Below are 25495 nucleotides of genomic sequence, written 5' to 3' on the forward strand. Positions count from 1 at the left end.
GCGACACGGTGCGATTCGGCACCGCATGCGGACTTGCACCGCGTGCCACCCGGCGCCACTTCCGGGGGCGATCCCCGTTGTCCGGGTGCGCTCAGGCGCCCGGAACCTCGACCTCGGCGAACGACTCGATCCAACGGTGCGGGGGGCGAGGAGAATTCGGCTCGCCGGGCCGGGTGACGCCCAGCACATGCCATCCGGCCGCGCGCGCCGCATCCAGCTCGTCGGGGTGATCCGACAGGAACAGCAGTCGGTCCGCCGGCACCCCGATGGCCCCGGCGATCTTCTCGTAGGAATCCGGCTGCCGCTTGCCGCCCGCGTTCACCAGATCGAACCAGCCGTCGATCAACGAGGCCAGTTCGCCGCCGCGGGCGAAGGCGAACCAATCCTGTTGATTGCGCACCGAACCCGACGAGTACACGAACAGCGCCGTGCCCGCGGCATGCCAGGACCGCAGGGCGGGCGGCGCGTCCGGGAAGAATTCGCCGTGCAGCGCTCCGCTGCGGAAGCCCTCCGCGCAGATCAGGCCCTGCGCGGCCTTCAATGGTTCGGCCTTCACGTCGGAATCCAGCCAGTCGAGCAGGATCTCGGCCACCTCGGCCGGCCCGGCGTCCGGCCGGTCGGCCAGCTCGCGGGCGCCCGCCAGCACGGGCTCGGCGGCATCGTCCCGGTTGTCGGCCAGCCACTGCGGAAGTCGTTGCCGCGTATAGCCGTACAGGCCCTCGCGCACCGAACTCGCCGGGCTGGTCGTGCCCTCGATGTCGACGACGATCGTGGTGATCACGCGGCGATCAGCTCGTCGAGGGCCGGGAACCGCGCGCCGATCTCATCCCCCGTGAAGTCGCCGATCCAGCCGTCCTCCTCCTCGAAGAACCGCACGGCCACGAAATCGGGGCGGGTGCCCATATCGAACCAGTGCCGGGTGCCGGCGGGCACCGACACCAGATCGCCGCCCTCGCACACCACGGCCACCACCTCCGGTTCCAGGTGCAGATAGAAACATCCGCGGCCGGTGACGAAGAACCGCACCTCGTCCTCGGCGTGCCGGTGTTCGGACAGGAACTTCCCGCGCGCCGCCTCGGCCTTCGCGGACCACTGCGGATCGGCGTCGTCGGGTTGCAGCCGGGCCAGGTCGATATGCCGGTAGCGGCCGTCGGCATTGAGTTCGGCGATCCGGTCGGCGTAGTGGGCGAGGATGTCCTCGTTCGGGATGTGCGCGCCGAGGCCGGACATGGCCGGCCAGCGGTCGAATTCGATGCCGCGCCCGGCCAGTTCGGTGCCGATGACCGACGCGTCGCCGGTGCGCAGCCGCACCTCCCCGGCGTCGTCGTCGGCCATGATCTGCAGCAGTGTCACAGCGGTTGCTCCTCGGAACTCGGGATCAGATCTCGTGCCGGCCGGTCAGCGCCACCAGCTCGCACATCGCCTCCAGGCATTCCGCCCTGTCGCGAGCCTGTGCCAGGGTGGCGCCCCATGCGGTGATGCCGTGGCCGGTGATGAACAGCACCGGCGGGGCATCCGGATGCTCGGCCAGGTGACGCTCGATATCGGCACCGATGCGCGGCACGTCGGGGTGGTTGGCGAATACCGGAATGTCGATTCTATCAGCGGCTTTCGCGGCGCCCAGGCCCTTGATCAGCTCGTACCCGGCGAAACGCAGGGACTCCGCGGCTCCCGTCGAGCACGCGGTGGCATGGGGTGGATGCACGTGTACGACGGCCTCCGCGTCGGTCGCCCGATAGACGGCCGTGTGGATCGTCGTCTCCGCCGAGGGGCGCCGGGTGCCCGAAACCGGTTCGGAATCGGCGATATTCACCGTGACCATGTCGGCCGCCGTCAGTTCGCCCTTGGACAGCCCGCTGCCCGTGACCACCGCGCGCTCCCCCGACCGTTCGGAGATATTTCCCGCCGTGCCCGGCATCCACCCGCGTGTGTAGAGACCGCGCGCCATCGCGGCGATCCGCTCCGCGACCGCCGGCTCGTCGTCGGATTCGGCCGTGCGAACCGGGGGCGGGGATTCCCCCGGTGTCGCAACCACATTCGTTGCGATGCCGGCGATGCTCCCCGGACCGGTCGGATCGGTGCGGGTGGGCAACGGGTCGGGCACGCCGGCGGGCGCGTTCACCTCACCCACGATGCCGTTCTCGGTGACGACCGCGGTCACGAGGTCCGGCGGGGTCACGTCGAAAGCCGGATTGAACGCTTCCGTCCCCTCCGGTGCGGTCGCCACGCCGCCGACATGTGTGATCTCTTCTGCCGCACGCTCTTCCACGATGATCTCCGCGCCGGTCGCGGTGCGCGGATCGCGCGTGGACTCCGGCGCCACGACGAGGAACGGAATCCCGTGCCGCTGCGCAGCCACCGCCAGCCCGTAGGTGCCGATCTTGTTGGCCACCGAGCCGTCGGCGGCGATCCGGTCGGCGCCCACGATCACGCAGTCCACCCGTCCGGTCGCCATCGCCCACGCTGCCGCCGAATCGATCGTCAGCCGATGCGGGATGCCGGCCTCGGCGAGTTCCCAGGCGGTCAGCCGGGCGCCCTGCAAGAGCGGGCGGGTCTCGTCGACCAGCACGTTCTCGACCGCGCCACGCTCGGCCAGCACGCGCACCGCACCGAGCGCGGTACCGAATGCCGTGGTGGCCAGGCGGCCAGTATTGCAGTGGGTCAGGAGGCGCAGCGGCCGGTCCGGACACAATCGCCGCACCAGGTCAGCAGCGTGCGTGGCGGCGGCGCGGTTGACCCGGCCGTCCTCGTCCAGCATCGCCAGCGCCTCGTCGAGCACGGCCCGTGCGCCCTGCGGCACCTGTGCCACCGCCCTCCGCACGCCCCAGGCAAGATTGACCGCCGTCGGCCGGGCCGCCTCGATCCGGGCGGCCTCGGACTCGACCTCCTCGACGTCCCCGGGATGCGCCGCCGCGGCCAGCGCCACGCCGAACGCTCCCGCGACACCGATCGCGGGCGCACCGCGCACGGCCAGGGTCTTGATCGCGTCGATGACCTCGTCGACGGTCGTGATCCGCAGCTGCCGCACCTCCTGCGGCAGCGCCCGCTGATCGAGGAGCACCAGTGCCCCATCGACCCACGCGACCGAACTCTCACCCATCCGCGCAACCTTCACACATCGACCATCCCGCCACCCCGGCCGCCGACCCACCGCGACGGCATATCACCCGAAAACCGTATCGAACCACCAGCTCACCGGATACACCAGGTTTCCGCTCGCCGTGATCGCGGAGCAGTCCCCGAGTGACCTTCAAGCGCTGAGGATTCGAACGCGCACTCCCGGCGGGGCGAAACGGGCGGCGGCCTCGGCGATGGCCTCTCGGGGAAAGTCGTCACCGAATGCCATCAGCACGGCTGCCCCGTCCTTGCCGCGCAACCGCTTCGGGACGTCGCCGTCCACGGTCCAGACCCGCAGTCGGTCCGACTCCGCTCCGGTTCCCCGGCCGTCGATCCGCCGAACGGCGCTCCACGGTAGCCGAAGCGTCGTGCTCCGGTGGCGAATTCCCAGGCCGTGGGAGTCGAAGGTCAGGGTGTCCGGTGTCTTCCATCCCGCCCATTCCGCGCGGCCGGCGAGGAGGAAACGCCACAGGATGCCGCCGAAAGCCAGCAGCGTCAGCAATGTTCCGAGGACGATCTGATCGGGCAGGCCGGAGGTGAGCCATGACGCCAACAGTTGAACGGCACCGATCGCGAGCAGAACCAGGAAAACCCACACGAGCCAATTGGGCCGGGATGGCGGTGCACGGAACACCTGCCCCTCCCCTTGTGATTCGAGTTCGGTTGGTGTCACGCGTCCCCACTCCGGCCGATCGTCCGGACAGACTACAAGTTGTCGACCCGCCCGCCAGGAGTCGGCGCGATGAGTCCGTCCGTCAGACGGTGGCGCGCGGTTGCAGGATCTGCGTGATGAGCAGCCGCGCGGCCTTGGACACTCGGGTGTTGTCGCCGGTGACGAGTCGGTCCTGCAGCAGGCCGCGGATGCCGGAGACCAGTACCGTGGCAGTCGATTCCGGATCCGGGCAGTCGGGGTCGAGTCGGCGCAGGACATCGGCCACGGCTTCGACGACGATATGGACCGCGTCCTCGGCGTATCCGTGGAACGGGCTGCCCGGAACCGCGGCCACCCCGAGCACCTGTAGCAATACCCGAGTACTGCCCACCCAGCTGCCGGTGGTGTTCAGGCAGAACGACTCGATCAACCGCCGCCGCAGCTCAGCGATGTCGGCGACGTCGGCGAACATCCCGGCGATATCCGGACGCTGGGTCTCCAAGGCGGACACCAGCATCTGCTCCTTGCTGCCGAAATAGTGGATCAGCATGCGCGAGCTGGTGCCGAGGTAGTCGGCCAGCGGGCGCAGGGACAGCTCGGTGAGCCCGAAGTCGCCGATGTAGTCGATCACTCCGGACAGCAGTTCGGCACGACGCGCTTGGTCCAGGGGTCTGGGCACGGGTTGACTGTAACAGTCGCTACAGGTATTCATGTCCACCATGGGTGTACCAACTGCTACACAAACGGGTCGGGGCGTGGTCGTCACCGGCATGGCCGCGACGACCTGCCTCGCCCCCGATCTCGATGCGACCTGGACCGGACTGCTCGAGGGGGCCAGCGGCATCGGTGCGCTGGACGACGACTTCGTGACCGCGTACGACCTGCCGGTCCGCATCGGCGGCAAGCTGAAGCAGCGGCCGGGCGAGCATCTGAGCCGCCTCGAACAGCGCCGCCACTCGTACGTGCAACAGCTGGCCCTCGTACTGGCCCGCCAAGTCTGGGCGGAGGCGGGCAAGCCCGATGTCGACGGCGAGCGGCTCGGCGTGGCCGTGGGCACCGGACTCGGCGGTGGCGATGCCTTCATGACGGCCGTCGACGCCATGCGGGCCGGCGGCTACCGCAAGGTGCCGCCGCTGACGGTGCCGATGGTGATGCCGAACGGCCCGGCGGCCCGAGTGGGTCTCGAATTCGGCGCCAAGGCAGGCGTTTACGCCCCGACCTCGGCGTGTTCCTCGGGCGCGGAGGCGATCGCGCACGCCTGGCGGCTCGTCGCGACCGGTGAGGCGGACGTCGTCGTCGCCGGTGGCGTCGAGGGGTACATCGAGGCGGTGCCGATCGCCAGTTTCGCCATGATGCGCGCCATGAGCACCCGCAACGACGAACCCGCCCGAGCCTCACGGCCTTTCGACCGGCTCCGCGACGGGTTCGTATTCGGCGAGGCCGGCGCGCTGCTGATCCTCGAGTCGGAGGAGTTCGCCCGAGCCCGCCGCGCCCACGTTCACGGCCGAATTCTGGGCGCGGGCATCACCTCCGACGGCTATCACATCACCGGCACCGAACCCGAGGGCGCCGGCGCGGCACGGGCCATGCGCAAGGCGATCGACTCGGCGGACCTCACCGCCGCCGACATCGATCACATCAACGCCCACGCCACCTCGACCCCCGTCGGCGACGCCTCCGAGGCCAATGCCATTGCGGCCGTGGCCCGGCACGCCTCCGTCTACGCACCCAAGTCGGCACTCGGCCATTCGATCGGCGCCGTGGGTGCACTGGAGGCGATCCTCACCCTGTGCACGCTGCGCGATCGGATCGTGCCGCCCACACTCAATTTCGAGGGCGCCGATCCCGGCGTGGACCTGGACATCGTGCACGGGCAGGCGCGGCCGCAGCGAATCTCCTACGCGCTCAGCAATTCCTTCGGCTTCGGCGGACACAACGTCACCCTCGCCTTCGGCCGCGCCTGAAACCGTTCGCCCCCAAGGCCGTCCCCAGTGATGTGGAACAGCTGTTGTTCACGCAATCCACCAACAGCTGTGGATCGTGGATTAGCTGTGGATAAACCCATGGCGCGCCGCGAGAATCGAGGAGGGTCTTCACCATCGACCACTGGATGCGCTGAGCGTTTACTCCCGGATCGATGTTGTGCACACAGTTATCCCCCGCCGTGGATTACCGGCTGCGCTCATCGGTTACCGCTCTCGAACGATGGGGCGAACGCCGAGCCCCGGCCACACGAACCGACAACTGGTGCGGCGACAGCACTTTCCGCTGCACTGCATGCACCAACGCATGCAGTGCCAACTCCGCGCGCAAACACGGGAACTTCAGTCGCGATACACGCTCTTCCCCTGCGGTGCGCTGAGCGTCGACCCCCTTTGCCACGCCACCGACGCGATTCCGGTCCGGTCGCGATTGCGCTGCCCCGAATCGGTCCGGTCCGTCGGGTCGGCTGCACCGCAGGGCACCATCACCAAGTAGAACCAGTTTCAGTATTGTCGTCCGCATGGCCTTCGTGATCGACGACAGCGTGGACATCGACGCACCCGCCGAGGTGGTGTGGAAGGTGCTCACCGACTTCGCCGGATACGGCGAGTGGAACCCGTTCGTCAGGGCGTGCCACAGCACGCTCGAGCCGGGCGCGGCGATCGACATGCGGGTGCGGCTGGTGGGTTCGCGCCCGATGAATCAGCGCGAATGGGTCCGGACGCATACACCTGGAACCGAATTCAGCTACTCGATGAAACCGGTGCCGCTCGGCGCGCTGCACAGCATGCGGTCGCACACACTCACCCCGCTCGCCGACGGGCGCTGCCGCTACGCCTCGCACTTCGAAATCGGCGGCTGGTTACAGCCCGTGGTTGCCGCCACATTGGGAACGGCCCTGCGGCGCGGGTTCGGCGGGATGACCGAGGCAGTCAAACAGCGCGCCGAGCAGGTGAGTTAGGGCCGCACGCCCCATGCTCGCCCCCGGAGGCATGGCACGAAGTGGACCCTAGGCCTCGAACGGAATGACGTTGCCGGCCGCGTCCCGCTGCCCACAACCGGCCTCGACGGCCGCCGCGAGTTCGGCGGCCGAGGCCCACGTCCGCGGCGGCTCGTCGTCGAGATTGCCGATGGTGTACCAGGTGTCGGTGTCGCGATAACGCACCAGCCCCCGGCCCGACTCGTCGACGCAGACATCCAGCTCACCGGACACCGTCCCCTCCTCGCGGGTCATGACGGCGGCCTTCGCGGCGATCTCGATGACGTCGCTTATTTGAACGCTCCTCGCTTCACACAGTCGTCGACCGCGGTCCGCAGCGCCGACTGTTCGTCGGAATCGATCGTCAGCGCGTACTTTATCTTGACCTTGATGTAGTGGTCGATATAGACACACCGGAAGGCGCCCGGCGGCAGGTAGTCGGAGGGATCCTGATCGCCCTTGGACCGATTGGCCGTCGGGTCGGAGACCACCAGATTCCCGGCATCGTTGGCGATATTGCGCCGGGTGTTCTCGTCCTTGCTGGCGGCACCCGATCGCCACGCCTCCGCCAGTGCCACGATGTGGTCGGCGTCCATCCCGGAGGGATCCGTGGTGAACTTGTACTCCTCGAGCTTTCCGGATTTCCGGTCGAGGACGCCGTATTGATCGCGCCAGCCGCCGCCCTTGCTCACGGTGAGGTCACAGGTCTTCGCGTCGAGCTTCACCGAGCCGGTGGCGTCACGCAGCAACATCACCTCGCGGGTGGTGCACTTCGCGTACTGCGCGAAATCGGCGCCGAATTCGTGTTCGGGCTTGTTGGTGTCCCAGTGCGGGAACTTCTCCCGGCTGTAGCCGTTCATCGAGGCTTCCGGCGCCACAGTGAGTTTCGGCAGCAGACCGGGAACATCCTTGTCCGCCACGGCCGTAACGCCGACGGACTGGGGCTGATTCTTCCGGTCGCCCCACTCGTCGATGACGGCATAACCGACCGCGACTACGACGGCCAGCAGGACCGGCGCGACCAGCGTGGCGATCCGCCGGGCGGGACCGGCGCGGCGGGAGGTGTTCTTCACCATGACTCCCCCAGGTGCTCCGTGACGACCTCGGCACTCTTACCGTTCACTACGCACCGTCCCGAATACTGCTGCACTGCTACGAAAATCATGCGCCATATCCCTGATTCGCGCAGCATTTGCCGGCTTTTCGATCGGCGCGCGACCGCACAGCAACGCCGGCGGCGCCGTCTGCCGCCACGTGCTTCGCGGATACAATCGTCAAGGGCAGGATCACTTTTCGGCCGCGACTGGACGGCTCCCGGTATGCGCTTCTCATCTCGGGACAACACAGTGTCAACGGTTCGAGCAAACAGCAAGCCCGGCAGCGGATTGCGTAACCGGAGTCACATTCGAAGATCGTAAACGGCGACGGCGGCCGATCGCGATACCCTCCGGAACGACCGGATCCGGTCCCGACAACACGGAGGTAAACGAGAAGTGTTCCGAACCACCGTCATCGCCGCCGCGGTCGGCGCCGCCGTCTGCGCACCGGCCTGCGGATCGTCCGGTGCCACCGTCCTTCCCCAGCAGGGTCCCGCCCCGGCGCAGTGCGGGGTCGACCTGGCCTCCCCGACCGTGCAGGCGGCCGTCGCGGGCCTGCCGCCCGAACCGGTGACGCAAGCACACTGGGCGACGGATCCCGCGACGTTCCGAGGCAATTTCGACCCGTGCGCGACATTGTCCACCGCGATCGTCACGATCGAAGGGGCGACCGGAAGCTCACCCGAACATGCCCTGCTGTTCCATCAGGGCCGGTACGTCGGCACGGCCACGCCCGAGGCCCACGGTTTCACCACGCTCGCCGCCGAGGCGACGACGGACGGCACGGTCGTCCTCGGCTACAAGACTCCGGGCAGCTGCAACGCCTGCCCCGACGCCGGTCACACGCAGGTCGGATTCCATTGGGACGGCCGGCGTGTCGTCATGCAGGGCACACCGCCCGCCTGAGATCGGCCGGTGCCGGGCCGCGGTCCACACCACCGATCCGCGGCCCCGGCGGCACCATACTCGCCCGCCGCTCCCACCATGTTCCGGAACGGTGTGCACCGGCCCGGACGGCGTCTCCGGACCGGTGCACGCCCTGATCAGGCGTTGTTGAGCTTGTTCAGCCGCTCGCAGGACTCCAGGTACTCCTCGATCAGGCGCTGCATGACGTCGGTCGTGCGTTCGATCTTGGTCATCAGCCCGACCACCTGGCCGACGGGATTGAAGTTCACGTCCTTGGCGGCCTCCGGATACCGGTGGCCGCGCTTCACGCCGTCGAGGGCGACCATCATCTGCAGCGGCATCGGCAGCGGATCGGGGGTCTCGCCCGACTCCCACGCATCGGTCCAGTCGTTGCGCAACATCCGGCACGGCTTACCGGTCCACGACCGCGACCGCACGGTGTCGTGGCTCGACGCGTCGATGTAGGTCTGCATCTGCGCCGGCGGCACGTTCGCCTCCTCCACCGTCAGCCACAGCGACCCGGTCCAGGCTCCGGCGGCGCCCATGGCCAGGGCCGCGGCGACCTGCCGGCCGTTGCCGATACCGCCGGCCGCCAGCACCGGCAGATCGCCGACCGCGTCGATCACCTGCGGCCACAGCACCAGCGAGGAGATCTCGCCGCAGTGCCCGCCGCCCTCGGTGCCCTGGCAGACAACGAAATCCAGCCCGGCGTTCTTGTGGTTGAGGGCGTGCTTGACCGATCCGCACAGCGCACCGATCAGCCGGCCCGAATCCTGCACCTGCTTGATCACATCGTCGGGCGGGGTGCCCAGCGCGTTGGCGACCAGCTTCGCCTTCGGGTGCTTCAGGATCACCTCGACCTGCGGGGCCGCCGTGGTGGCGGTCCAGCCCAGCAGCTGATTGTGGTGCTCGCCGTCGGGCAGGTGCGGCACACCGTGATCGGCCAGGATCTTCTCGGCGAAATCGCGGTGGCCCTGCGGGACCATCTCGCCCAGCTTGGCCTCCAGCTCTTCCGGCGTGAGGCCGTCGATGCCCTTACCCTCGTACTTCGACGGGATCACCAGATCCACGCCGTAGACGCCGTTCACATGCTCGTCCAACCACGCCAGCTCGACCTCGAGCTCCTCGGCGGTGAACCCCACCGCGCCCAGCACGCCCAGACCGCCGGCATTGCTGACCGCGGCGGCGACGTCACGGCAGTGGGTGAAGGCGAAGATGGGAACGTCGATACCCAGTCGTTCGCAGATCTCGGTACGCATGGCCTGGTGGACTCCTCTGATCTTCCGGGGCTGGTAACCCTCGCCGCACACACTAGAACACGTTTCAGAATCAGCCTAGCGCCCGCGCGCGGTCAAATCGAGAGCAGCCCGGAAAACCTGGCCGAATCACCGGATATCGGCCGGTGCCCGGCACCTCGGCTCGCCCGGCCGCCGACGGCAAGCTATCGACAACACGTTCTAGTTGCACGCAGTGAGCCGGGGCCGGAACTTCGACTATTCGACGTTTCACACCAGTCGCCGCGCATTGCCCGTGCGCCGCGGCGAACTCTCGCTCCGGCCGGGCAGTCGAACCTGTCCGCGCCCTACTGCGGGCCGCCGATGTCGGCCATCCGGGCCCTCCCGCCGACCCCGATCGGGTCCGTGCCGCCCGGCGGAGACCGGCGCGGACGACGGCCCCGGCAGGGCGGGTGCGCGGGGCCTCGCTCGGCTAACGTGGGCGGTGTGACAGATTCTCGGAATGAGATGACACCGCGCCCTTTTCGGTTCGCCGTCGGCTTCTCCGCCGCGGGCTCGCGCGCGGAGTGGCAGGACAAGGCGCGGCGGGCGGAGGACCTCGGCTTCGACGTGGTGCAGATTCCCGATCATCTCGGCATGACGTCGCCGTTTCCCACGGTGATCAGCATGGCGGAGGCCACGAGTCGCGTGCGGGTGGGCACCATGGTGCTGAACGCCGGCTTCTACCGGCCCGCGTTGCTGGCGCGGGACGTCGCCACCGTCGATCAGCTCACGGATGGCCGGTTCGAGTTCGGGATCGGTGCCGGACCCGACTTCGCGAAACCCGAGTTCGAGGTGGCAGGGCTGCCGTTCCCGAGCGGGCGGCAGCGCATCGACAACCTCCGTGACACCATCGGCGAGATCCGGACCCTGTTCGCGAACGGCCATGAACCACCGGTCGCACGGCGGATTCCGCTGCTGGTGGCCGGGCGCGGCGATCGGCTGGTGCGAGTGGCCGCCGAACACGCCGATACCGTGTCGCTCGCCGGGGTGCCCGTCGCGGCCGACATAGATTCCGAGGCGGCCGGCACGGCGGCTCTCGGCCGCCGCGTCGAGTTCGTCCGGGCCGCCGCAGGAGAGCGCGTCGACCGACTCGAGTTGGGACTGATGGTGCAAGGGGTGAACGTTCAGGGCGTGGACACCGATCTGTCGCCGGCCCGGAGGTTCAATCCCGACCTGACCGAGGCGCAACTGCCGTATCTACCGGGTGTGCTGACCGGTTCCGCACCGGACATCGCCGATACCCTGCGCCACTACCGTGACGCGTACTCGGTCACCCACTACGCCGTCCCCGAGACCGGAATGACCGCCCTGGCGAAGGTGATCGCACAGCTTCGGTGAAAACCCCGCCGTTCTGGTCACCGGCCTATGCGAACATATGTTCGTGTCCGATGCTCGCTCTTCCTCGGTTCGCACGTCCGTCGCCCGGGCGGAGGCGTCGATCCTGCACGCGGATCTCGACTCGTTCTACGCGTCGGTCGAGCAGCGTGACGCCCCACGGCTGCGCGGCAAACCGGTGATCGTGGGCGGCGGCGTGGTGCTGGCGGCCAGCTACGAGGCCAAGGCGCTCGGGGTGCGCACGCCGATGAATGCCGGTGCGGCGCTGCGGTTGTGCCCGCACGCGATCGTGGTGCCGCCGCGGATGTCGGCGTACGCGGAGGCCAGCAGGGCGGTGTTCGAGATCTTCCGGAACACCACGCCGGAGGTCGAGGGCATCTCCATCGACGAGGCGTTTCTCGACGTGGGCGGGCTGCGGCGGCTGTCGGGCGCGCCGATGGAGATCGCCCGCAAGCTGCGCGCCGACGTGCGTGCCGAGGTCGGGCTGCCGATTTCGGTCGGCGTGGCGCGCACGAAATTTCTCGCCAAGGTCGCCAGCGCGGTGTCCAAGCCGGACGGTCTGCTGGAGGTGGCGCCGGATGCGGAACTCGACTTCCTGCATCCGCTGCCGGTCGAAAGGTTGTGGGGCGTCGGCGAGGTCACGGCCGCCACGCTGCACGACCACGGCATCACCCGGATCGGCCAGCTCGCCGAACTGGGCGAGCGGTCGCTCACGGCGGTCGTCGGTCCCGCGGCCGCCCGGCACCTGTATGCGCTGGCCTGGGCCCGCGATCCGCGCCCCGTCGATACCGGCCGGCGTCGCCGATCGATCGGTGCGCAGCGCGCCCTCGGCCGCCGCCCCCGCTCCCCCGACGAGATCGAGGCCTATATGGAGGGACTGGCCGACCGGCTCGGCCACCGCCTGCGCGCCGCCCGGCGGGTGTGCCGAACGGTGGTGCTGCGCTTGCGTTTCGACGATTTCAACCGCGCGACGCGTTCGCACACCCTGCCCGACGCCACCGACCGCGGCACCACGCTCCTGCGCACCGCCGGCCTGCTGCTGACAGCCGCCATGCCGATGATCCGCGAGCGCGGCCTCACCTTGATCGGCCTGTCGCTGACCAATCTCGAGGACGCCGACCCCCGCCAGCTCACGCTGCCCCTCGAGCCGCGCCCGAACGCCACGCTGGACGCCACCCTCGACCGGCTCCGCGACCGTTTCGGCGCCGGCACCGTCACCCGCGCCGCCCTCCTCGGCCGCGGTGAGGGTCTGTCGGTTCCGCTGCTGCCGGACTGATCCGTCCCGCGTCCCGACACCGGACACAGTGTGGGGTGAACCGGATTCATTCCCCCACGAGGAACTCCTTGGCGGCGTCGAGGATCCGTTCCGACAGCTCGTCGCCCGCACTGGCCCTGGCCAGCATCAGGGCCCCGGCCATGACCGACAGCTCGACCAGCACGTCGCGCTCGGCCTCGGCCGGGCGCTCGCCGAATTCGGACAGCCTGCCGATCATGGCGCCGATACCGTCGAGATAGACCCGGCGCAGCGGGCCGTCGGGCTCCGCGCGCGCGACATCCGCGGCCGTCGCCGCGATGCCACACCCCTTCCCGGCCGCGTCGCGGTGCGCGACCGAGAGGTACCGCTCGATGAACGTGCGTCGCGCCGCCGGTCCGTCCGGGCTGTCCGCGCGAATCCGGTCCATCTCGCCGATCTTCTCGGCGTAGGCGGCCGCACACGCCTGCACGACCAGTTCGTCCTTCGAGCGGAAGTGCCGATAGAAACCGCCGTGGGTCAGCCCGGCGGCGGCCATCACCTCGGGCACGGTCACCGCATGGGCGCCGCGTTCGCGGACCTGCGCGGCGGCCGCGTCTATGACCTCCTGGCGATGCGACTCCGCCTGCGCGCGGGTTGCTCTCGGCACCTGCTCTCCTTTCGTCGGGCCGCCCCGGGTGGCGGATGTCGTCGAGCGACTACAGTCTTGCGCATTCACTTAGATGATGAGCATAATCTAAAAATGACCAGAATCGAAGGCTCGGTCGCACTGGTGACCGGGGGCCGGCGCGGACTCGGACGCGCATTCGTCGACGAACTACTGCGCCGCGGCGCCACCAAGGTCTACGCGACCGCGCGCCGACCGGAACCCACCGCGGACGACCGCATCGACACGATCCCCTTGGACGTCACCGATCCCGGCTCCGTCGCCGCCGCGGCGGCCCGCGCCCCGGACGTCGACATCGTCGTCAACAATGCCGGTACGCTGCACCCGGCACCGCTGCTGAAGGCCGAAATGAACGACGTGATAACCACGTTCGACACGAATGTCTTCGGCCCGCTGCGCGTCGCCCAGGCCTTCGCGCCGGTGCTGGCGGCCAACGGGGGCGGCGCTCTCGTCGATATTCACTCGGTGCTGTCGTGGGGCGCGGGCGCGGCGGCCTACGGCGCGTCCAAGGCGGCGTTCTGGTCGCTCACCAACTCGCTGCGGCTCGAGCTGACCGCACAGCACACCCAGGTGGTCGGCGTGCATCTCGGGTTCGCCGACACCGATATGGTCGCCGGGCTCGCGGTCGACAAGATCGATCCGAAGCTGGTTGCCCTGGCCGTATTCGACGGTGTCGAACGGGGGGAACACGAAGTCCTCGTCGACGAGGTGACCAGGCAGGTGAAGGCGGCACTGTCCGGTCCCGTCGAAGGCCTCGCGCTACCCATCGGCTGACCTGCACCGGCTTTCCTCCAGCACACTCCGAAAGGGCACGCCGATGCCGTTGTGGACCATCTACCATCCCGCAAACACCTACTCCGACAAGGACAAACAGGATTTCGCGAAGGACATCACCGACTTCTACACCGGTTTCGGCCTGCCGGCCTTCTACGTCGTCGTACTGTTCACCGAGATGGCGGAGCCCGCGTTCTTCGTCGGCGGGCGTCCCGCGAGCGACACCGTGCGGATCGTCGTCGAGCACCTCGCCCGGCACCTGGACGACCCGGACATGCGCAGGCGATCCACCGAGAGGCTCAACTCGATCATGGTGCCGTATACGCGAGATCGTGGACTGCATTGGGAGTTCCACACCTACGAGTCCCCGCGAGACCTCTGGATGATCGCCGGGCTGTTCCCGCCCGGCCCCGGTACCGAAGCCGAAAAGGCTTGGGCCCGAGCGAATAAGCCACTCCCCTACTGACAAGCGGTGCCACAACCCCACATTCGGGGCTGTGGCACCGCCGTGGCCGACAACCCGTGTCCGTCCGGGGGACGGAGTCGACCCACACTGACAACAGCCCCGGCCTGTCGGGGCCGTCGACCCGAATACTACGGCGGCTCAGAACATTCCGTGTGGATGCGGGAGAGTGTCGGGGACCGGCTGGACGACGTCCCAGTGTTCGGCGACCAAGCCGTCCCGCAGCCGCCACAGATCGACGATCGCGGTGTCCGTGCCGGCGGTGGTCACGCGGACGTGCACGGCCACGAGGTCGTCATCGGCGAGGATGCGCACCACCTCCTGCCTGGCCTCGGCCAGCGCCCGCCCGGCCGGGGTGGCGAAGAAGTCCCGGAACGCCTGCTTGCCGGTGACGGCCGCGGGGTCGTGCGGTACCCGCGGGTTGTGCGTGACGAACTCGTCGTGCAGCAGCGTGAATCCGCCTTCCTGGTCACCGGCCGCGATGCGGCGGTACAGGTCGCGCACCACTGCGCGGTTGGCCTCGGTGCGGGTGCGGCGGTCTGCGACGGTCATGGGTTCGGTCCTTTCGACATCGGGTGCGTTACACAGGAAGGACGGATCCCGAACCGTCCGCGTCACGCGTGACGCGCGACCGGTCCGTAACGTCTTACGAGTATGAGCGTGGGATTCGAACAGCACCGGACGGAGCTCTTCGCGGCGGCCTATCGGATGCTGGGCAGCCGCGTCGACGCCGAGGACGTGCTGCAGGAGGCGTGGCTGCGCTGGCAGCGGGTCGACCAGGGTGCGGTGGCGCAGCCACGCGCCTACCTGTTCCGGCTGGTCTCCCGGCTCGCCATCGACCATTTGCGCAAGGTCCGGGCGCGCCGGGAAACCTATCTCGGACCGTGGCTGCCCGAGCCGCTGCTCACCGGCCCCGACACGGATATCGAACTCGCCGAGGCGGTTTCGATGGCGCTGCTGGTGGTGCTGGAATCTCTGGAACCCGCCGAACGCGTGGTGTTCGTACTCCACGAGGTCTTCGGTTTCGAGCACGCGGAGATCGCCGAACTGCTCGGCCGCACCGAACGCGCCAGCCGGCAGCTCGGATACCGGGCACGCAAGCACATCGAGGCCGGGCGCCCACGGCACCGGCCGTCACCCGCTGAACACCGCGAACTCACCGAGCGTTTCCTTGCCGCCGCGGCCGACGGCGATCTCACCGTTCTCACCGGGCTGCTCGCCCCGGACGTCGTCTTCCGCGCCGACGCCGGCGGTACGTCCGAGACACCACGGGAACCCCTGCGGGGGCTCACCACGGTGGCCGGGTACCTGTGCTCGATCACCTGGGCCTGGCCCGCCGGTCTCGACCGGCGCCTCACCGAGATCAACGGCGCCCCCGGCGCTGTGCTGCACGCCGGGGGTTCCACGTATGCCGCACTGTGCCTGGATGTCAACGGCGACAACCGGATCCAGGCCATACATCTGGTGCTCAACCCCGATAAGCTGGCCGGAGTCCGCTGACCGGCAGACGGTGGTCTTCGCCGGATCGGCGGGACCTCCACCGACCAGGACGCGCGTAGCGCGCCACCGGGCCTCGAGGATTCGTCAGCGTTCGGCGGACGCGTCGGCGGCGGGCAGCAGGCCCGCACCGGCCAGGTCGTCGAACAGCAGCTGGTCGACCGGCGGCACGAGGGCGCGATCGGCGTAGCCGAACCAGGCGATCTCGGCGATCTCGCTGCTGGGTTCGACCGTGCCCGCGTAGTCGGCGGTGTAGCAGGCCATGCGAACGAGACCCGGTGTGGCGCCGGGCAAGTCGGCCTCGTAGGTGCCCACGTGCTCGACGGTGTCCGGGTCGAGCGCGACGGTCAGCTCCTCGTCGATCTCGCGCAGCAGCGTCTGCAGATCCGTTTCGGCGCCCTCGCGCTTGCCGCCGGGCACGAAGAAGACGTCCTTACCCTGCGGGCGGGCGCACAGAATCCGGCCGTTCTCGATCAGCACCCACGCCACCGTGTCGACGAGCCGGTCGGACTGCATGAGGGGAGGCTATCCGGTTGACCTTTCGACCATCGGGTCGGGGTCGAAAGGCCCTGGGCCCGACGGCGGCGACGCGAGATCGTAGATACGCGGGCCGCCCGACCCCATCCCCTACGGCGGCCCGCACCGCATATATCCCTCCGGCGCTCGGCACCGCTTGTGCTAGACAGAATGCGACTGTTCCGAGTGCGGAGGGTGCCGTGCACAGTGATACCCGTTCACCCGTGGCCGACCTGGTCGCCCGGCGGCACGCCGAAGGCAGCGAGCCCGGGCGGCGCGGCGACGGTGCGCGATTGGCGCTCGTGATCGAGGGCGGTTCCGCCCGCGGCGTGTACTCGCACGGCATGGTCGCGGCGCTCGAGGATCTCGGCCTGCTGCACTGCTTCGACGCGGTCTACGGGTCGTCGGCCGGTGCGCTCAACGGTGCCTGGCTGCTGTGCGGGCGGGCCGTCGTCTCGCGGCGAGCCTGGCAGGCCGACGTGGTGCGGCGGGTCATCGCCCCGGCCCGTGCGCTGCGGGGCGGGCACGTGGTCGACACGCGCTATCTGGTGCACGCGGTATACGAGCGCATCGTGCCGATGGACTTCCCGGCGATCCTCGCCAACCCGGTCACCTTCCATCCGATCGGCACCGATTCCGCCGACGGTTCCGCGGTGGATCTGCACCCCCACATCGGCGATGTGGCGTCGCTCCAGTGCGCCCTGCGAGCGTCGGCCTGCATGCCGATCCTCGCCGGACGGCCGGTCACGCTCGCCGAACGCCGCTACGTCGACGCCGGCCTGTCGGAGCCGGTGCCCATCCGCACCGCACTGGCCCAGGGCGCGACCCACGCACTCGTGCTCCGTACCCGCAGGATCGACGAGACCCCCAGCACCCCTTCGCCATTGGAACGCCGCGTCGTCACCCGGTTCCTGTCCCGGCACGCCCCCGGCGTGGTCGGGTCCTGGCTGGCCCGCGCCGACCAGTACGACCGCGACGAACACGTCATGGCCAACCACCCGGCGATCCTGCAGATCCGCCCGCCCGCCGGCTCCCCCACCGTCGGCCGCATCGCCCGCGACGAACGCCTCCTCCTCCGCGCCCTCGACCTCGGCCGCGCGGCCACCGCCGAAGCCCTGAGCGACTGCGTCATACCGACCCCGCGGCCCTGACCAGCTCCGGTCAGCCGTCGAGCCGCCCGAACTCGACCACAGCCGTGAACGGACTTTCCAGCAGCAGCGTTTCTTCGTGATTAGAGAGAAGTCGCTGGTCACTCGACATCGTACGGGTCGGCAGGCATCACCGGCCGAAGTTTGGTCGGTGGGGCTGTCAGCGCCGGACGAGTTCCAGATGGGCGGTGTCGGCGAGACGCAGCAGGCTCCGATTGCGCCAGTAATCGTCGAGGTGCAGGTGCGTGATCGCGCCCGGCTGCGTCGCGAAGGACGCGAATCCGGCCGCCTCGACGGGAATTCTCAGCCAGGTCGTGACCACGAACGTCAGCGCGTACCCGTGGGTGACGACAATGTGGTCGTGATCGGCGTCGGCCATCAGCGCACGCACGCACGCGCCGACCCGGGTGGCCACCTCGCGACGGGTCTCGGCACCGCGAATCGGACCGCGGTGGTCCAGTCGGTCGTGATCGGGCGCGGGAATCTGCCGCCGGCCGAGCCACTCGTTCGGCCGCCCTTCCGCCTCGCCGAAGCTGATCTCGCGCAGCCGTGGATCGGCGACGACCGGTGCATCGAGCCGCGCCCCCACGATCCGCGCCGTCTCGGTACATCGGACGAGATCGGACGTCGTCACCCGGAGCGGCCGCGTGGCATCGCGCCGCCGCGCCATCTCTTCCGCGACCAGATGCGCGTCGCGCCGACCACGCACCGTCAGCCGCGAGTCGTGCCAGCCACCGACGAGGTCGCGGGCGGTGTGTTCCGCGTGCGGGTGGCTCACGACATACAGATCCTGCACGAATTTCTCCCGATTCGATCGAACCGTTGTTACACAGATCCTTCGGTCGGCGGCGGGAAGTATACGAGTCGGGCAGACTCGTTTGCCCGCACCGCGGACCGGTAATAGGCATCGTGCCTGATTCGGCCTCGCGGCGCGACGAGATCACATCGGCAACCCTCCTGTGCGTTGCTAGGGTGTAGCTGTGGCTTCAGAATCGGAGACCGAGACGGAACCGTTCTGGAACATCGAGACGCGGCTGTCGTCGGTGCTGCTCGTGTTGGCGGGCTTCGTGGGCGCCGCCGCGTACACACATTCCGCCGGTTATTTCGTCACCTTCATGACAGGAAACACCGAGCGGGCCGTCATCGGCCATTTCCTCGGTGATCACGCGCTGGCCTTCGGCGCGCTCGCGCTGATCGTTTGCTTTGTGGCCGGGGTGATCGTGGCATCGATCTGCCGACGGCGCTGGTGGCGCAATCATCCGCACGGCGCCACGGTGCTGGCCACCATCGCGCTGGCGGGTGCGTCGGTGACCGAACGGATCATCTCCACGACCGATCACGACCTCGGCCTGCCGCCGATTCTGTTCGTGGCCTTCGCGATGGGCGCGCTCAACACGTCGTTCACCAAGAACGGCGAGGTCTCGATCCCGATCACCTACGTGACGGGCACCCTCGTCAAACTGTCGCAGGGAATCGAGCGCCACATGGCGGGCGGCACCGCGCGGGAATGGCTGGGGTATGCCGTGCAGTACGCCTCGTTCGCGCTGGGCGGCGTCATCGGCGGCCTGATCGGCCTGGTGGTGAACGGCCGCGACATGCTCTACACCGCGGTGGTCGCCTCCGCGCTGGTCGCCGCGTACACGTGGTTCGCCGATCCGCGCTGGGTCAACAAGGACCGCGCCGATGCGGGAAACCGCTGACCGGACGGGAGGCATTCCGCTCAGTCCGGCCGCTTGGGGCGCTTGTCCATCAGCCGGAGGATGAGCGGGGTGAAGATGAGCTGCATCGCGAGATCCATTTTCCCGCCCGGCACCACGATGCAATTGGGCCGCGACATGAACGAATCGTGCAGCATCGAGAGCAGATACGGAAAATCGATCACCTTCGGATCGGCGAAGCGGATCACCACGAAACTCTCGTCCGCGGTCGGAATCGTGCGGGCGATGAACGGGTTCGAGGTGTCCACCGTCGGCACCCGCTGGAAGTTCACGTAGGTCCGGGAGAACTGCGGGCAGATGTATTTCACGTAGTCGGGCATCCGCCGCAGAATGGTGTCGATGACGGCCTCGCTGGAGTATCCGCGATCGGTCTTGTCCCGGATCACCTTCTGAATCCACTCCAGATTGATGATCGGCACCACCCCCACCAGCAGATCGGTATATCGGGCCACGTCGACCACCCCGGTCACCGCGGCGCCGTGCAGCCCCTCGTAGAACAGTAGGTCGCTGCCCGGCGTCAACTCCTCCCACGGTGTGAAGGTGCCCGGCTCCTGCCCATAGGGTTTCGCCTCGGCCTCGTCGTGCAGATAGCGCCGCGCCAGCCCGACCCCGGTCTCCCCGTAGTCACGGAACAGCGTCTCCAGTTCCTCCAGCAGGTTGGCCTCCGGGCCGAAATGCGAGAAGTGCAGGTTGCGGTCCTGCTCCGCCTCGGCCATCGCCAGCTTCATCTCGTCGCGGTCGAAGCGGTGGAACGAATCACCCTCCACGATGGCGGCGGTGATCCCCTCGCGGCGGAAGATCTCCTGGAATGTCCTTGTCACACTGGTGGTCCCGGCACCGGAGGATCCGGTGATGGCGACCACGGGATGCTCGAGCGACATGCGACACCTTCTCCGCTCAGCGCCGCGCCAGCCGGAACAGCGACCGGGTTCCGAACAGCGAGGCGTCGAAGCTCGGCCCGGCCTCGGGTTCGCGGTGGTACCGCTCGATGCGCTCGACCTCGGCGCGGGAGCCGAAGATGATCGGGACCCGCTGGTGCAGCGTGCAGGGCGGCACCTCGAGCACCCGCTCGCTGCCGGTGATCGCCGCGCCGCCGGCCTGCTCGACGACGAACGCGATCGGATTGGCCCCGTACAGCAGCGAAACCCGGCCCGGCCGTTCGGGTTCGCGGGTGTCGTAGGGGTAGAGATACACTCCGCCGCGGGTGAGGATGTGGAAGGTGTCGGCGACCAGCGAGGCCACCCAGCGCATGTTGAAGTCGCGCTCGCGCGGCCCGTCCACACCGGCCAGGCACTCCTGCACGTAGCGCCGCACCGGCCGCTCCCAGAACCGCTCGTTGGCGGCGTTGATCGCGAAACCCGAGGTGTCGTCGGGGATCCGCAGACGCGGGTGGGTGAGGACGAACGCGCCGATCTCCCGGTCCAAGGTGAATCCGTCCACCCCGTTGCCGGTGGTCAGCACGAGCAGGGTGGCCGGGCCGTAGAGCGTGAAGCCCGCGCACACCTGGCGCACTCCCGGCTGCAGGAAGTCCTCGGCCTGCGGCGCGCGGTCGTCGTCCGGGGCGCGCAGCACGCTGAAAATCGTTCCGACGGGCAGGTTCACGTCGATATTGGACGAGCCGTCGAGGGGATCGAACGCCAGCAGATACTTCCCGCGCCGGAATTCGGTGGGGACGGGGTGGAAGTCGGCCATCTGCTCCGACAGCAGCGCCGACAGCGGCCCGGTCCACTGCGATTCGGCGACCATGATGTCGTTGGCGATGGCGTCGAGCCTGCGATGCACGGTCGGGGGCAGGTTTTCGGCCGACTGCGCGCCGAGGGCTCCCGCGATCCGTCCCCGGGTGACCTGGTTGGCGATGATCTTCGTCGCGGTGGCCAGCACGTTGAGCAGCGCGGAGAACTCCCCGGACGATCCGGGATGGCGGTGTTCCTGTTCGATCGTGTACCGGGTGAGCGTCTTCAGTCCCTCGGGCATGGCGCCGGTCAACTCCTCACGGTGATCCGTCGTGCGCGTCGGCGAAGACGCTGCTGCCGCGGACGTCCGCGGCGGTGAGCGTGCTCAGGTCGGCCTTGCTCACCGGCCGCCGCGCCGCGACCAGTCGCTGCGCCTGCCGCAGCCGGCAGCGGTCCAGGGCGTTGCGGACGCTGCGCCCGTTCGCGAATCGCGGACGGGCCATGCGCAGTTCGAGATATTCCGCGAACGCCTCGGCGCCGGGCGGGTCGAAGCGGAAGTTCAGCTCGGCCGCCATCAGCTCCGCGATCGCGGTCAGCTCCTCGTGGGTGTAGTCGGGGAACTCGATGTGGTGGGCGACACGCGAGGACAGGCCCGGGTTGGCGGAGAAGAACGTCTCCATCCGGTCCGGGTATCCGGCGAAGATCACCACCGTATCCGATGGCGGTGCTTCCGAGGGCCCTCCGTGGCTACGCAAGCTACCGCCTCCGAGCCCGCCGGGCGCACCGCGGCTGGTGTGCCCGGTCTCCATCTCCTGCAGCAGGATCTCGATGACCTCCTGGCCGTAGTCGCGCTCGTTCTCCGGCCGGAACAGGTAGTAGGCCTCGTCGATGAACAGCACGCCCCCGGCCGCCTTGGCGAGCGCCTCCTTCGTCTTGGGCGCGGTGTGACCGATGAACTGACCGACCAGATCGTCCCGGCTCACGGTGTGCACCTTGGGTTTCCGGATGTATCCGAGATCGTGCAGCAGTTCGGCCATCCGCAGCGCCACCGTCGTCTTGCCGGTGCCCGGGCCGCCGGTGAAGCTCATGTGCATGGTGGGGCGGGCCGATTGCAGCCCGAACCGTTCGCGGGCGCGCTCGACGAGCAGCAGCGCCGCGATCTCCCGCACCCGGCGCTTCACGTTGGCCAGCCCCACCAGTTCGGCCTCCAGGCGGTCCAGCGTCCGGTCCACCAGCGGGCCCGCCAGATCCGCCGTCAGGTCCAGCAGCGCCGTCTCGTCCAGCACCGCCGTCTCGTCCAGCACCTCACCGTCCGGCGGCTCGGCGGCCGCACCGGCGTCGTCGCCCCGGTGCCGGACCGGCGACTCCGGTCCGGCACCGGCCGCCGGCGGGTCGTGCGCTGCCCCCGCACCGTGCCCGCCGGGGCGGTGCATCCGGAAGCCGGAGGCACGGGGCCCGGATGCCCGATCATGTTGCGCCGGAATACGTTCGGTCGACACCAGGTGACACTCCCTCGATCGAGTCGCGCTCAGCCGCCGTACCGCCGGCCGGCGGGCAGTTCGGTGGCGTACGGGTGCCATCCGTACCGCTGGCGGCGGTCGTCGGATTCGGTGCGGGTCAGCAGCAGGCCCGGCTCCTCCGGCGGGCGCTGCACCAGGAAACTCAGCGCCGTGGTCTGCCGGCCGTAGCTCGCGTCGTAGGCGTTGATGCGAATGTAGTGCTGCGGGAAGGTATTCCGGCACGCGTCCAGTTCAGCGAGCACGCCGTCGGGCTCGTCCAGATCGAACAGCGGCAGCCCCCACATCTCCCAGTACACGTTGCGCGGATGCGGATCGTCGGTGTACTCGATCGACACCGGCCAGTTGTTCAGCAGGGCGTAGCGCACCTGGGCGCCGATCTCGGCGTCGGTGAACTGCGGCAGATAGGAGAACGTTCCCTGGCGCAGATGCATGACGGACCTCAACTTTCAGCGGCTGACGGTGGGGACGGCGTCGGGAGCGTCGGTGGAGGTGTAGTCGAACGTGACATCGCCCCAGATGCTGAGAGCGGCATCGAGTGCGCGGGAGTATTCCGCGGCCCGCCGCAGCACGTCCGGACCCTCCCGCAGCAGATCCCGGCCCTCGTTGCGGGCCTTCACCACGGCCTCCAGCGCCACCCGGTTGGCCTCGGCCCCCGCGGCGATACCCATCGGATGCCCGATGGTGCCGCCGCCGAACTGCAGCACCACATCGTCGCCGAACAGGTCCAGCAGCTGATGCATCTGCCCGGCGTGAATGCCGCCGGAGGCCACCGGCATCACCCCGGGCAGGCTGGCCCAGTCCTGGTCGAAGAAGATGCCGTTGCGCGGGTTCGCCGGAATGTGGTTGTCCCGCAACGTATCGTAGAACCCCGTCACGGTGTGCGGGTCGCCCTCGAGCTTGCCGATCACGGTGCCGGCGTGCAGGTGGTCCACGCCGATGAGTCGGCACCACTTGGCCAGCACCCGGAAACTCACCCCGTGCGTCTTCTGCCGGGTGAACGTGGAATGCCCCGCGCGGTGCAGGTGCAGCAGCATGCCATTGCGGCGCGCCCACTTCGACATCGACTGCATCGCCGTGTAGCCGACGGTGAGGTCCATCATGACGATGACGCTGCCGAGCGATTTCGCGAACTCCGCGCGCTCGTACATATCCTCCATCGTCGCCGCCGTGACATTGAGATAATGCCCCTTCAATTCACCGGTTTCGGCAATCGCCCGGTTCACGCCTTCCATCGCGAACAGGTAGCGATCGCGCCACCGCATGAACGGCTGCGAGTTGATGTTCTCGTCGTCCTTGGTGAAATCGAGACCACCCCTGCATGCCTCGTACACCACCCGGCCGTAGTTGCGGGCCGACAACCCGAGTTTGGGTTTCACGGTGGCGCCCAGCAGTGGCCGCCCGTACTTGTTCAGATACTCGCGCTCCATCACGGTGCCGTGCGGCGGTCCGGGAAAGGTTTTCACGTACGCCACGGGAATGCGCATATCCTCCAGCCGCAGCGCCTGTAGCGGCTTGAACCCGAACACGTTGCCGATCACCGAGGAGGTCAGATTCGTGATCGAACCCTCCTCGAAGAGATCGAGATCGTAGGCGACGTAGGCGAAGTACTCCCCCGGCCGCCCCGGCACCTCGGCTACCCGGTAGCACTTGCCGCGATAGCGATCGTTGGCGGTCAGGCGGTCGGTCCAGACCACGGTCCACGTCGCCGTCGAGGATTCGCCTGCCACCGCGGCCGCCGCCTCGATCGGGTCGACACCCGGCTGCGGCGTCACCCGGAACACCGCCAACACGTCGGTATCGCCCGGTTCGTATCCGGCGTCGTAGTACCCCATCGAGGCATAGGACTGCACGCCCGGATCCCAGCGGTCGCGAGTCGGTTCGTCGGCCATCGTTCCTCCTGTTCACGGGGACGTCCACCGTGCAGATCCAGAATGAGGGCGCCTGCGGGGCATAACAATTCGATTGTTTCTCGTATCGCTCAATCGAATGGTTGAGTTTGCTACCGTCTGACGATGGGGACCGTGAGCGCGATCCGCATGGAAACCTTTCTCGCCGTGGCGCGTCACAACAGCATCCGGCGCGCCGCCGCGCAACTGCACATCACCGAGGCGGCCGCGTCGGCCGCCGTCGCGCACATCGAGAAACAACTCGGCGCGAAACTGATCGCGAAATCCGGCCGCGGCATCACCCTGACCGAGGCCGGGCGGGTCTACGCCGAATACTGCCGCAGCATTCTGGGCCTGATGCACGAGGCGCAGGCCGCGGTCCGCCGCGCCGAGACGGGGCGGCTGCGCATCGGCGTCGTCGCCACGGCCGGTGAATACGTCCTGCTCCGGCCGCTGGTGTCGTTTCGCGACCGCTACCCCGATATCGAGGTGGGCCTGTCCATCCAGCCCCGCGATCTGCTGTTCCTCGAATTACTGCACCACGAAACCGATCTCGTGATCGCCGGCCGCCCGCCGCGCGAAGCCGGCCTGGTGGTGCGCGCCCGCAGGCCGAGCCGCCTGGTGGTGGTCGGCGCCCCCGGCCACTGCCCCGACCCGCTGACGGCCACCTGGCTGCTGCGCGGGCACGGCTCCGGAACCCGCGACACCACCCTGGCCCTGCTCGACAGCCTGCAGATCCGCCCGCCCACGCTCACCCTCGGCTCGCACGGCGCGGTGCTGGCGGCGGCACGAGAAGGCCTGGGCGTCACCCTGATTCACAGCGACGCCCTCGGCAACGACCTCGCCCAGCACGCCCTCGAACCGCTCCCGGTGGACGGCACCCCGCTCGACCGGCCGTGGCACGCCGTCACCACGCGCACGCCCACGCCGACGGCCCGGCTGTTCGTCGACCATCTCGTGGATTCCGCGCGCGTCGGCGCCCAGGCATTCCAGCGCACCTGACGCCGAGGAATGTCCTGTCAATCACTTGATTGA

At 68.8% G+C, this 25495-nt stretch carries 28 protein-coding genes; 11 read left to right on the top strand and 17 right to left on the bottom strand.

Going from position 1 to position 25495, the window contains the following annotated elements; genetic code table 11:
- Window positions 1-91: 91 nt before the first annotated feature.
- The 5 genes from mtnC to D892_RS0131600 all read right to left on the bottom strand — a co-directional run bounded on the left by mtnC (window position 92) and on the right by D892_RS0131600 (window position 4448).
- On the bottom strand, window positions 92-781 hold the full coding sequence (gene mtnC, locus D892_RS0131580) for an acireductone synthase (protein ID WP_024805080.1): 690 nt from the start codon (window positions 779-781) through the stop codon (window positions 92-94).
- Window positions 778-1353, bottom strand: a complete 576-nt coding sequence (locus D892_RS0131585) for an acireductone dioxygenase (protein ID WP_024805081.1) — start codon at window positions 1351-1353, stop codon at window positions 778-780. The genes mtnC and D892_RS0131585 overlap by 4 nt, the downstream gene beginning before the upstream one ends.
- A 25-nt stretch (window positions 1354-1378) precedes the next feature.
- Window positions 1379-3100, bottom strand: a complete 1722-nt coding sequence (locus tag D892_RS0131590) for a bifunctional S-methyl-5-thioribose-1-phosphate isomerase/methylthioribulose 1-phosphate dehydratase (protein ID WP_024805082.1) — start codon at window positions 3098-3100, stop codon at window positions 1379-1381.
- Window positions 3101-3250: 150 nt separating this feature from the next.
- A complete protein-coding gene (locus D892_RS0131595; protein ID WP_198037032.1) occupies window positions 3251-3790 on the bottom strand; it encodes a hypothetical protein in 540 nt (179 codons plus the stop codon).
- 82 nt (window positions 3791-3872) lie between these two features.
- A complete protein-coding gene (locus D892_RS0131600; RefSeq protein ID WP_024805084.1) occupies window positions 3873-4448 on the bottom strand; it encodes a TetR/AcrR family transcriptional regulator in 576 nt (191 codons plus the stop codon).
- A 40-nt stretch (window positions 4449-4488) separates the two neighbouring features.
- On the opposite strand from D892_RS0131600, the gene D892_RS0131605 reads away from it, so the two are divergent.
- Together D892_RS0131605 and D892_RS0131610 are read left to right on the top strand one after the other, a co-directional pair.
- Window positions 4489-5733 (top strand): KasA/KasB family beta-ketoacyl-ACP synthase, encoded by a 1245-nt coding sequence (locus D892_RS0131605; protein WP_024805085.1) that lies wholly within the window; start codon window positions 4489-4491, stop codon window positions 5731-5733.
- 539 nt (window positions 5734-6272) lie between these two features.
- On the top strand, window positions 6273-6713 hold the full coding sequence (locus D892_RS0131610; protein ID WP_024805086.1) for an SRPBCC domain-containing protein: 441 nt from the start codon (window positions 6273-6275) through the stop codon (window positions 6711-6713).
- A 48-nt stretch (window positions 6714-6761) separates the two neighbouring features.
- Here the strand turns inward: D892_RS0131610 and D892_RS0131615 are convergent, their stop codons facing one another.
- Together D892_RS0131615 and D892_RS0131620 are read right to left on the bottom strand one after the other, a co-directional pair.
- The gene (locus D892_RS0131615) at window positions 6762-6986 is read right to left on the bottom strand and encodes a hypothetical protein (RefSeq protein ID WP_084161307.1); all 225 of its coding nucleotides are present in this window, start codon (window positions 6984-6986) and stop codon (window positions 6762-6764) included.
- Between the two features lie 35 nt (window positions 6987-7021).
- Window positions 7022-7807, bottom strand: a complete 786-nt coding sequence (locus D892_RS0131620; RefSeq protein ID WP_024805088.1) for an HNH endonuclease family protein — start codon at window positions 7805-7807, stop codon at window positions 7022-7024.
- 417 nt (window positions 7808-8224) lie between these two features.
- Between D892_RS0131620 and D892_RS42585 the strand changes: the two genes are divergently transcribed.
- Entirely contained in the window at window positions 8225-8734 is a 510-nt protein-coding gene (locus tag D892_RS42585; protein WP_024805089.1) for an LppP/LprE family lipoprotein, read from the top strand.
- Between the two features lie 137 nt (window positions 8735-8871).
- On the opposite strand, the gene D892_RS0131630 is transcribed toward D892_RS42585, so the two are convergent.
- Window positions 8872-9993 carry a nitronate monooxygenase family protein gene (locus D892_RS0131630; protein WP_024805090.1) on the bottom strand — a complete coding sequence of 374 codons (1122 nt, stop codon included), beginning with the start codon at window positions 9991-9993 and terminating at the stop codon, window positions 8872-8874.
- 462 nt (window positions 9994-10455) lie between these two features.
- Between D892_RS0131630 and D892_RS0131635 the strand changes: the two genes are divergently transcribed.
- Both D892_RS0131635 and dinB read left to right on the top strand, forming a co-directional pair.
- Window positions 10456-11349, top strand: coding sequence for a TIGR03621 family F420-dependent LLM class oxidoreductase (locus D892_RS0131635; RefSeq protein WP_232236217.1), 894 nt, complete (start codon window positions 10456-10458; stop codon window positions 11347-11349).
- Between the two features lie 37 nt (window positions 11350-11386).
- Entirely contained in the window at window positions 11387-12622 is a 1236-nt protein-coding gene (gene dinB / locus D892_RS0131640; RefSeq protein ID WP_024805092.1) for a DNA polymerase IV, read from the top strand.
- A 46-nt stretch (window positions 12623-12668) separates the two neighbouring features.
- On the opposite strand, the gene D892_RS0131645 is transcribed toward dinB, so the two are convergent.
- A complete protein-coding gene (locus D892_RS0131645; protein WP_024805093.1) occupies window positions 12669-13247 on the bottom strand; it encodes a TetR/AcrR family transcriptional regulator in 579 nt (192 codons plus the stop codon).
- Between the two features lie 93 nt (window positions 13248-13340).
- On the opposite strand from D892_RS0131645, the gene D892_RS0131650 reads away from it, so the two are divergent.
- Entirely contained in the window at window positions 13341-14039 is a 699-nt protein-coding gene (locus D892_RS0131650) for an SDR family oxidoreductase (protein WP_024805094.1), read from the top strand.
- A 43-nt stretch (window positions 14040-14082) separates the two neighbouring features.
- Window positions 14083-14505, top strand: a complete 423-nt coding sequence (locus D892_RS0131655) for a tautomerase family protein (protein WP_024805095.1) — start codon at window positions 14083-14085, stop codon at window positions 14503-14505.
- Between the two features lie 138 nt (window positions 14506-14643).
- Here the strand turns inward: D892_RS0131655 and D892_RS0131660 are convergent, their stop codons facing one another.
- On the bottom strand, window positions 14644-15054 hold the full coding sequence (locus tag D892_RS0131660) for a nuclear transport factor 2 family protein (RefSeq protein ID WP_024805096.1): 411 nt from the start codon (window positions 15052-15054) through the stop codon (window positions 14644-14646).
- A 102-nt stretch (window positions 15055-15156) separates the two neighbouring features.
- Here D892_RS0131660 and sigJ point away from each other — a divergent pair, with 102 nt between their 5' ends.
- Window positions 15157-16002 carry an RNA polymerase sigma factor SigJ gene (gene sigJ, locus D892_RS0131665; protein WP_024805097.1) on the top strand — a complete coding sequence of 282 codons (846 nt, stop codon included), beginning with the start codon at window positions 15157-15159 and terminating at the stop codon, window positions 16000-16002.
- A gap of 84 nt (window positions 16003-16086) precedes the next feature.
- Here sigJ and D892_RS0131670 read toward each other — a convergent pair whose 3' ends face one another.
- The gene (locus D892_RS0131670; protein WP_024805098.1) at window positions 16087-16515 is read right to left on the bottom strand and encodes an NUDIX domain-containing protein; all 429 of its coding nucleotides are present in this window, start codon (window positions 16513-16515) and stop codon (window positions 16087-16089) included.
- A gap of 200 nt (window positions 16516-16715) precedes the next feature.
- On the opposite strand from D892_RS0131670, the gene D892_RS0131675 reads away from it, so the two are divergent.
- Window positions 16716-17666, top strand: coding sequence for a patatin family protein (locus tag D892_RS0131675; protein ID WP_036567611.1), 951 nt, complete (start codon window positions 16716-16718; stop codon window positions 17664-17666).
- Window positions 17667-17823: 157 nt separating this feature from the next.
- On the opposite strand, the gene D892_RS0131680 is transcribed toward D892_RS0131675, so the two are convergent.
- Entirely contained in the window at window positions 17824-18459 is a 636-nt protein-coding gene (locus D892_RS0131680) for a histidine phosphatase family protein (protein ID WP_024805100.1), read from the bottom strand.
- A gap of 184 nt (window positions 18460-18643) precedes the next feature.
- Between D892_RS0131680 and D892_RS0131685 the strand changes: the two genes are divergently transcribed.
- Window positions 18644-19363, top strand: a complete 720-nt coding sequence (locus D892_RS0131685) for a YoaK family protein (protein WP_024805101.1) — start codon at window positions 18644-18646, stop codon at window positions 19361-19363.
- A 20-nt stretch (window positions 19364-19383) separates the two neighbouring features.
- Here D892_RS0131685 and D892_RS0131690 read toward each other — a convergent pair whose 3' ends face one another.
- Genes D892_RS0131690 through D892_RS0131710 form a run of 5 tightly spaced genes read right to left on the bottom strand, consistent with a single transcriptional unit; the run spans window position 19384 to window position 24463 of the window.
- Window positions 19384-20262 (bottom strand): phosphoribulokinase, encoded by an 879-nt coding sequence (locus D892_RS0131690; RefSeq protein WP_024805102.1) that lies wholly within the window; start codon window positions 20260-20262, stop codon window positions 19384-19386.
- Window positions 20263-20278: 16 nt separating this feature from the next.
- Complete coding sequence (locus D892_RS0131695; protein WP_024805103.1) at window positions 20279-21355, bottom strand: class 1 fructose-bisphosphatase; 1077 nt, start codon at window positions 21353-21355, stop codon at window positions 20279-20281.
- Between the two features lie 16 nt (window positions 21356-21371).
- Window positions 21372-22553 (bottom strand): AAA family ATPase, encoded by a 1182-nt coding sequence (locus tag D892_RS0131700; RefSeq protein WP_024805104.1) that lies wholly within the window; start codon window positions 22551-22553, stop codon window positions 21372-21374.
- A 29-nt stretch (window positions 22554-22582) separates the two neighbouring features.
- Window positions 22583-23005 (bottom strand): ribulose bisphosphate carboxylase small subunit, encoded by a 423-nt coding sequence (locus D892_RS0131705; RefSeq protein ID WP_024805105.1) that lies wholly within the window; start codon window positions 23003-23005, stop codon window positions 22583-22585.
- A 15-nt stretch (window positions 23006-23020) separates the two neighbouring features.
- Window positions 23021-24463, bottom strand: a complete 1443-nt coding sequence (locus D892_RS0131710; RefSeq protein WP_024805106.1) for a form I ribulose bisphosphate carboxylase large subunit — start codon at window positions 24461-24463, stop codon at window positions 23021-23023.
- 123 nt (window positions 24464-24586) lie between these two features.
- Between D892_RS0131710 and D892_RS0131715 the strand changes: the two genes are divergently transcribed.
- The gene (locus D892_RS0131715) at window positions 24587-25462 is read left to right on the top strand and encodes a LysR family transcriptional regulator (RefSeq protein WP_232236218.1); all 876 of its coding nucleotides are present in this window, start codon (window positions 24587-24589) and stop codon (window positions 25460-25462) included.
- The last annotated feature ends 33 nt before the right edge of the window (window positions 25463-25495 follow it).

The organism is Nocardia sp. BMG51109 (assembly GCF_000526215.1).
In the GTDB taxonomy this organism is placed as follows: Bacteria; Actinomycetota; Actinomycetes; order Mycobacteriales; family Mycobacteriaceae; genus Nocardia.

Excerpts from the sequence above, each read along its gene's own strand:
- D892_RS0131590 (WP_024805082.1), bottom strand. The coding sequence starts at position 3,100 with ATGGGTGAGAGTTCGGTCGCGTGGGTCGATGGGGCACTGGTGCTCCTC.
- D892_RS0131605 (WP_024805085.1), top strand. The coding sequence starts at position 4,489 with ATGGGTGTACCAACTGCTACACAAACGGGTCGGGGCGTGGTCGTCACC.
- D892_RS0131610 (WP_024805086.1), top strand. The coding sequence starts at position 6,273 with ATGGCCTTCGTGATCGACGACAGCGTGGACATCGACGCACCCGCCGAG.
- D892_RS0131615 (WP_084161307.1), bottom strand. The coding sequence starts at position 6,986 with ATGACCCGCGAGGAGGGGACGGTGTCCGGTGAGCTGGATGTCTGCGTC.
- D892_RS0131620 (WP_024805088.1), bottom strand. The coding sequence starts at position 7,807 with ATGGTGAAGAACACCTCCCGCCGCGCCGGTCCCGCCCGGCGGATCGCC.
- D892_RS0131630 (WP_024805090.1), bottom strand. The coding sequence starts at position 9,993 with ATGCGTACCGAGATCTGCGAACGACTGGGTATCGACGTTCCCATCTTC.
- dinB (WP_024805092.1), top strand. The coding sequence starts at position 11,387 with ATGTTCGTGTCCGATGCTCGCTCTTCCTCGGTTCGCACGTCCGTCGCC.
- D892_RS0131650 (WP_024805094.1), top strand. The coding sequence starts at position 13,341 with ATGACCAGAATCGAAGGCTCGGTCGCACTGGTGACCGGGGGCCGGCGC.
- D892_RS0131655 (WP_024805095.1), top strand. The coding sequence starts at position 14,083 with ATGCCGTTGTGGACCATCTACCATCCCGCAAACACCTACTCCGACAAG.
- D892_RS0131660 (WP_024805096.1), bottom strand. The coding sequence starts at position 15,054 with ATGACCGTCGCAGACCGCCGCACCCGCACCGAGGCCAACCGCGCAGTG.
- sigJ (WP_024805097.1), top strand. The coding sequence starts at position 15,157 with ATGAGCGTGGGATTCGAACAGCACCGGACGGAGCTCTTCGCGGCGGCC.
- D892_RS0131670 (WP_024805098.1), bottom strand. The coding sequence starts at position 16,515 with ATGCAGTCCGACCGGCTCGTCGACACGGTGGCGTGGGTGCTGATCGAG.
- D892_RS0131690 (WP_024805102.1), bottom strand. The coding sequence starts at position 20,262 with ATGTCGCTCGAGCATCCCGTGGTCGCCATCACCGGATCCTCCGGTGCC.
- D892_RS0131695 (WP_024805103.1), bottom strand. The coding sequence starts at position 21,355 with ATGCCCGAGGGACTGAAGACGCTCACCCGGTACACGATCGAACAGGAA.
- D892_RS0131705 (WP_024805105.1), bottom strand. The coding sequence starts at position 23,005 with ATGCATCTGCGCCAGGGAACGTTCTCCTATCTGCCGCAGTTCACCGAC.
- D892_RS0131710 (WP_024805106.1), bottom strand. The coding sequence starts at position 24,463 with ATGGCCGACGAACCGACTCGCGACCGCTGGGATCCGGGCGTGCAGTCC.
- D892_RS0131715 (WP_232236218.1), top strand. The coding sequence starts at position 24,587 with ATGGGGACCGTGAGCGCGATCCGCATGGAAACCTTTCTCGCCGTGGCG.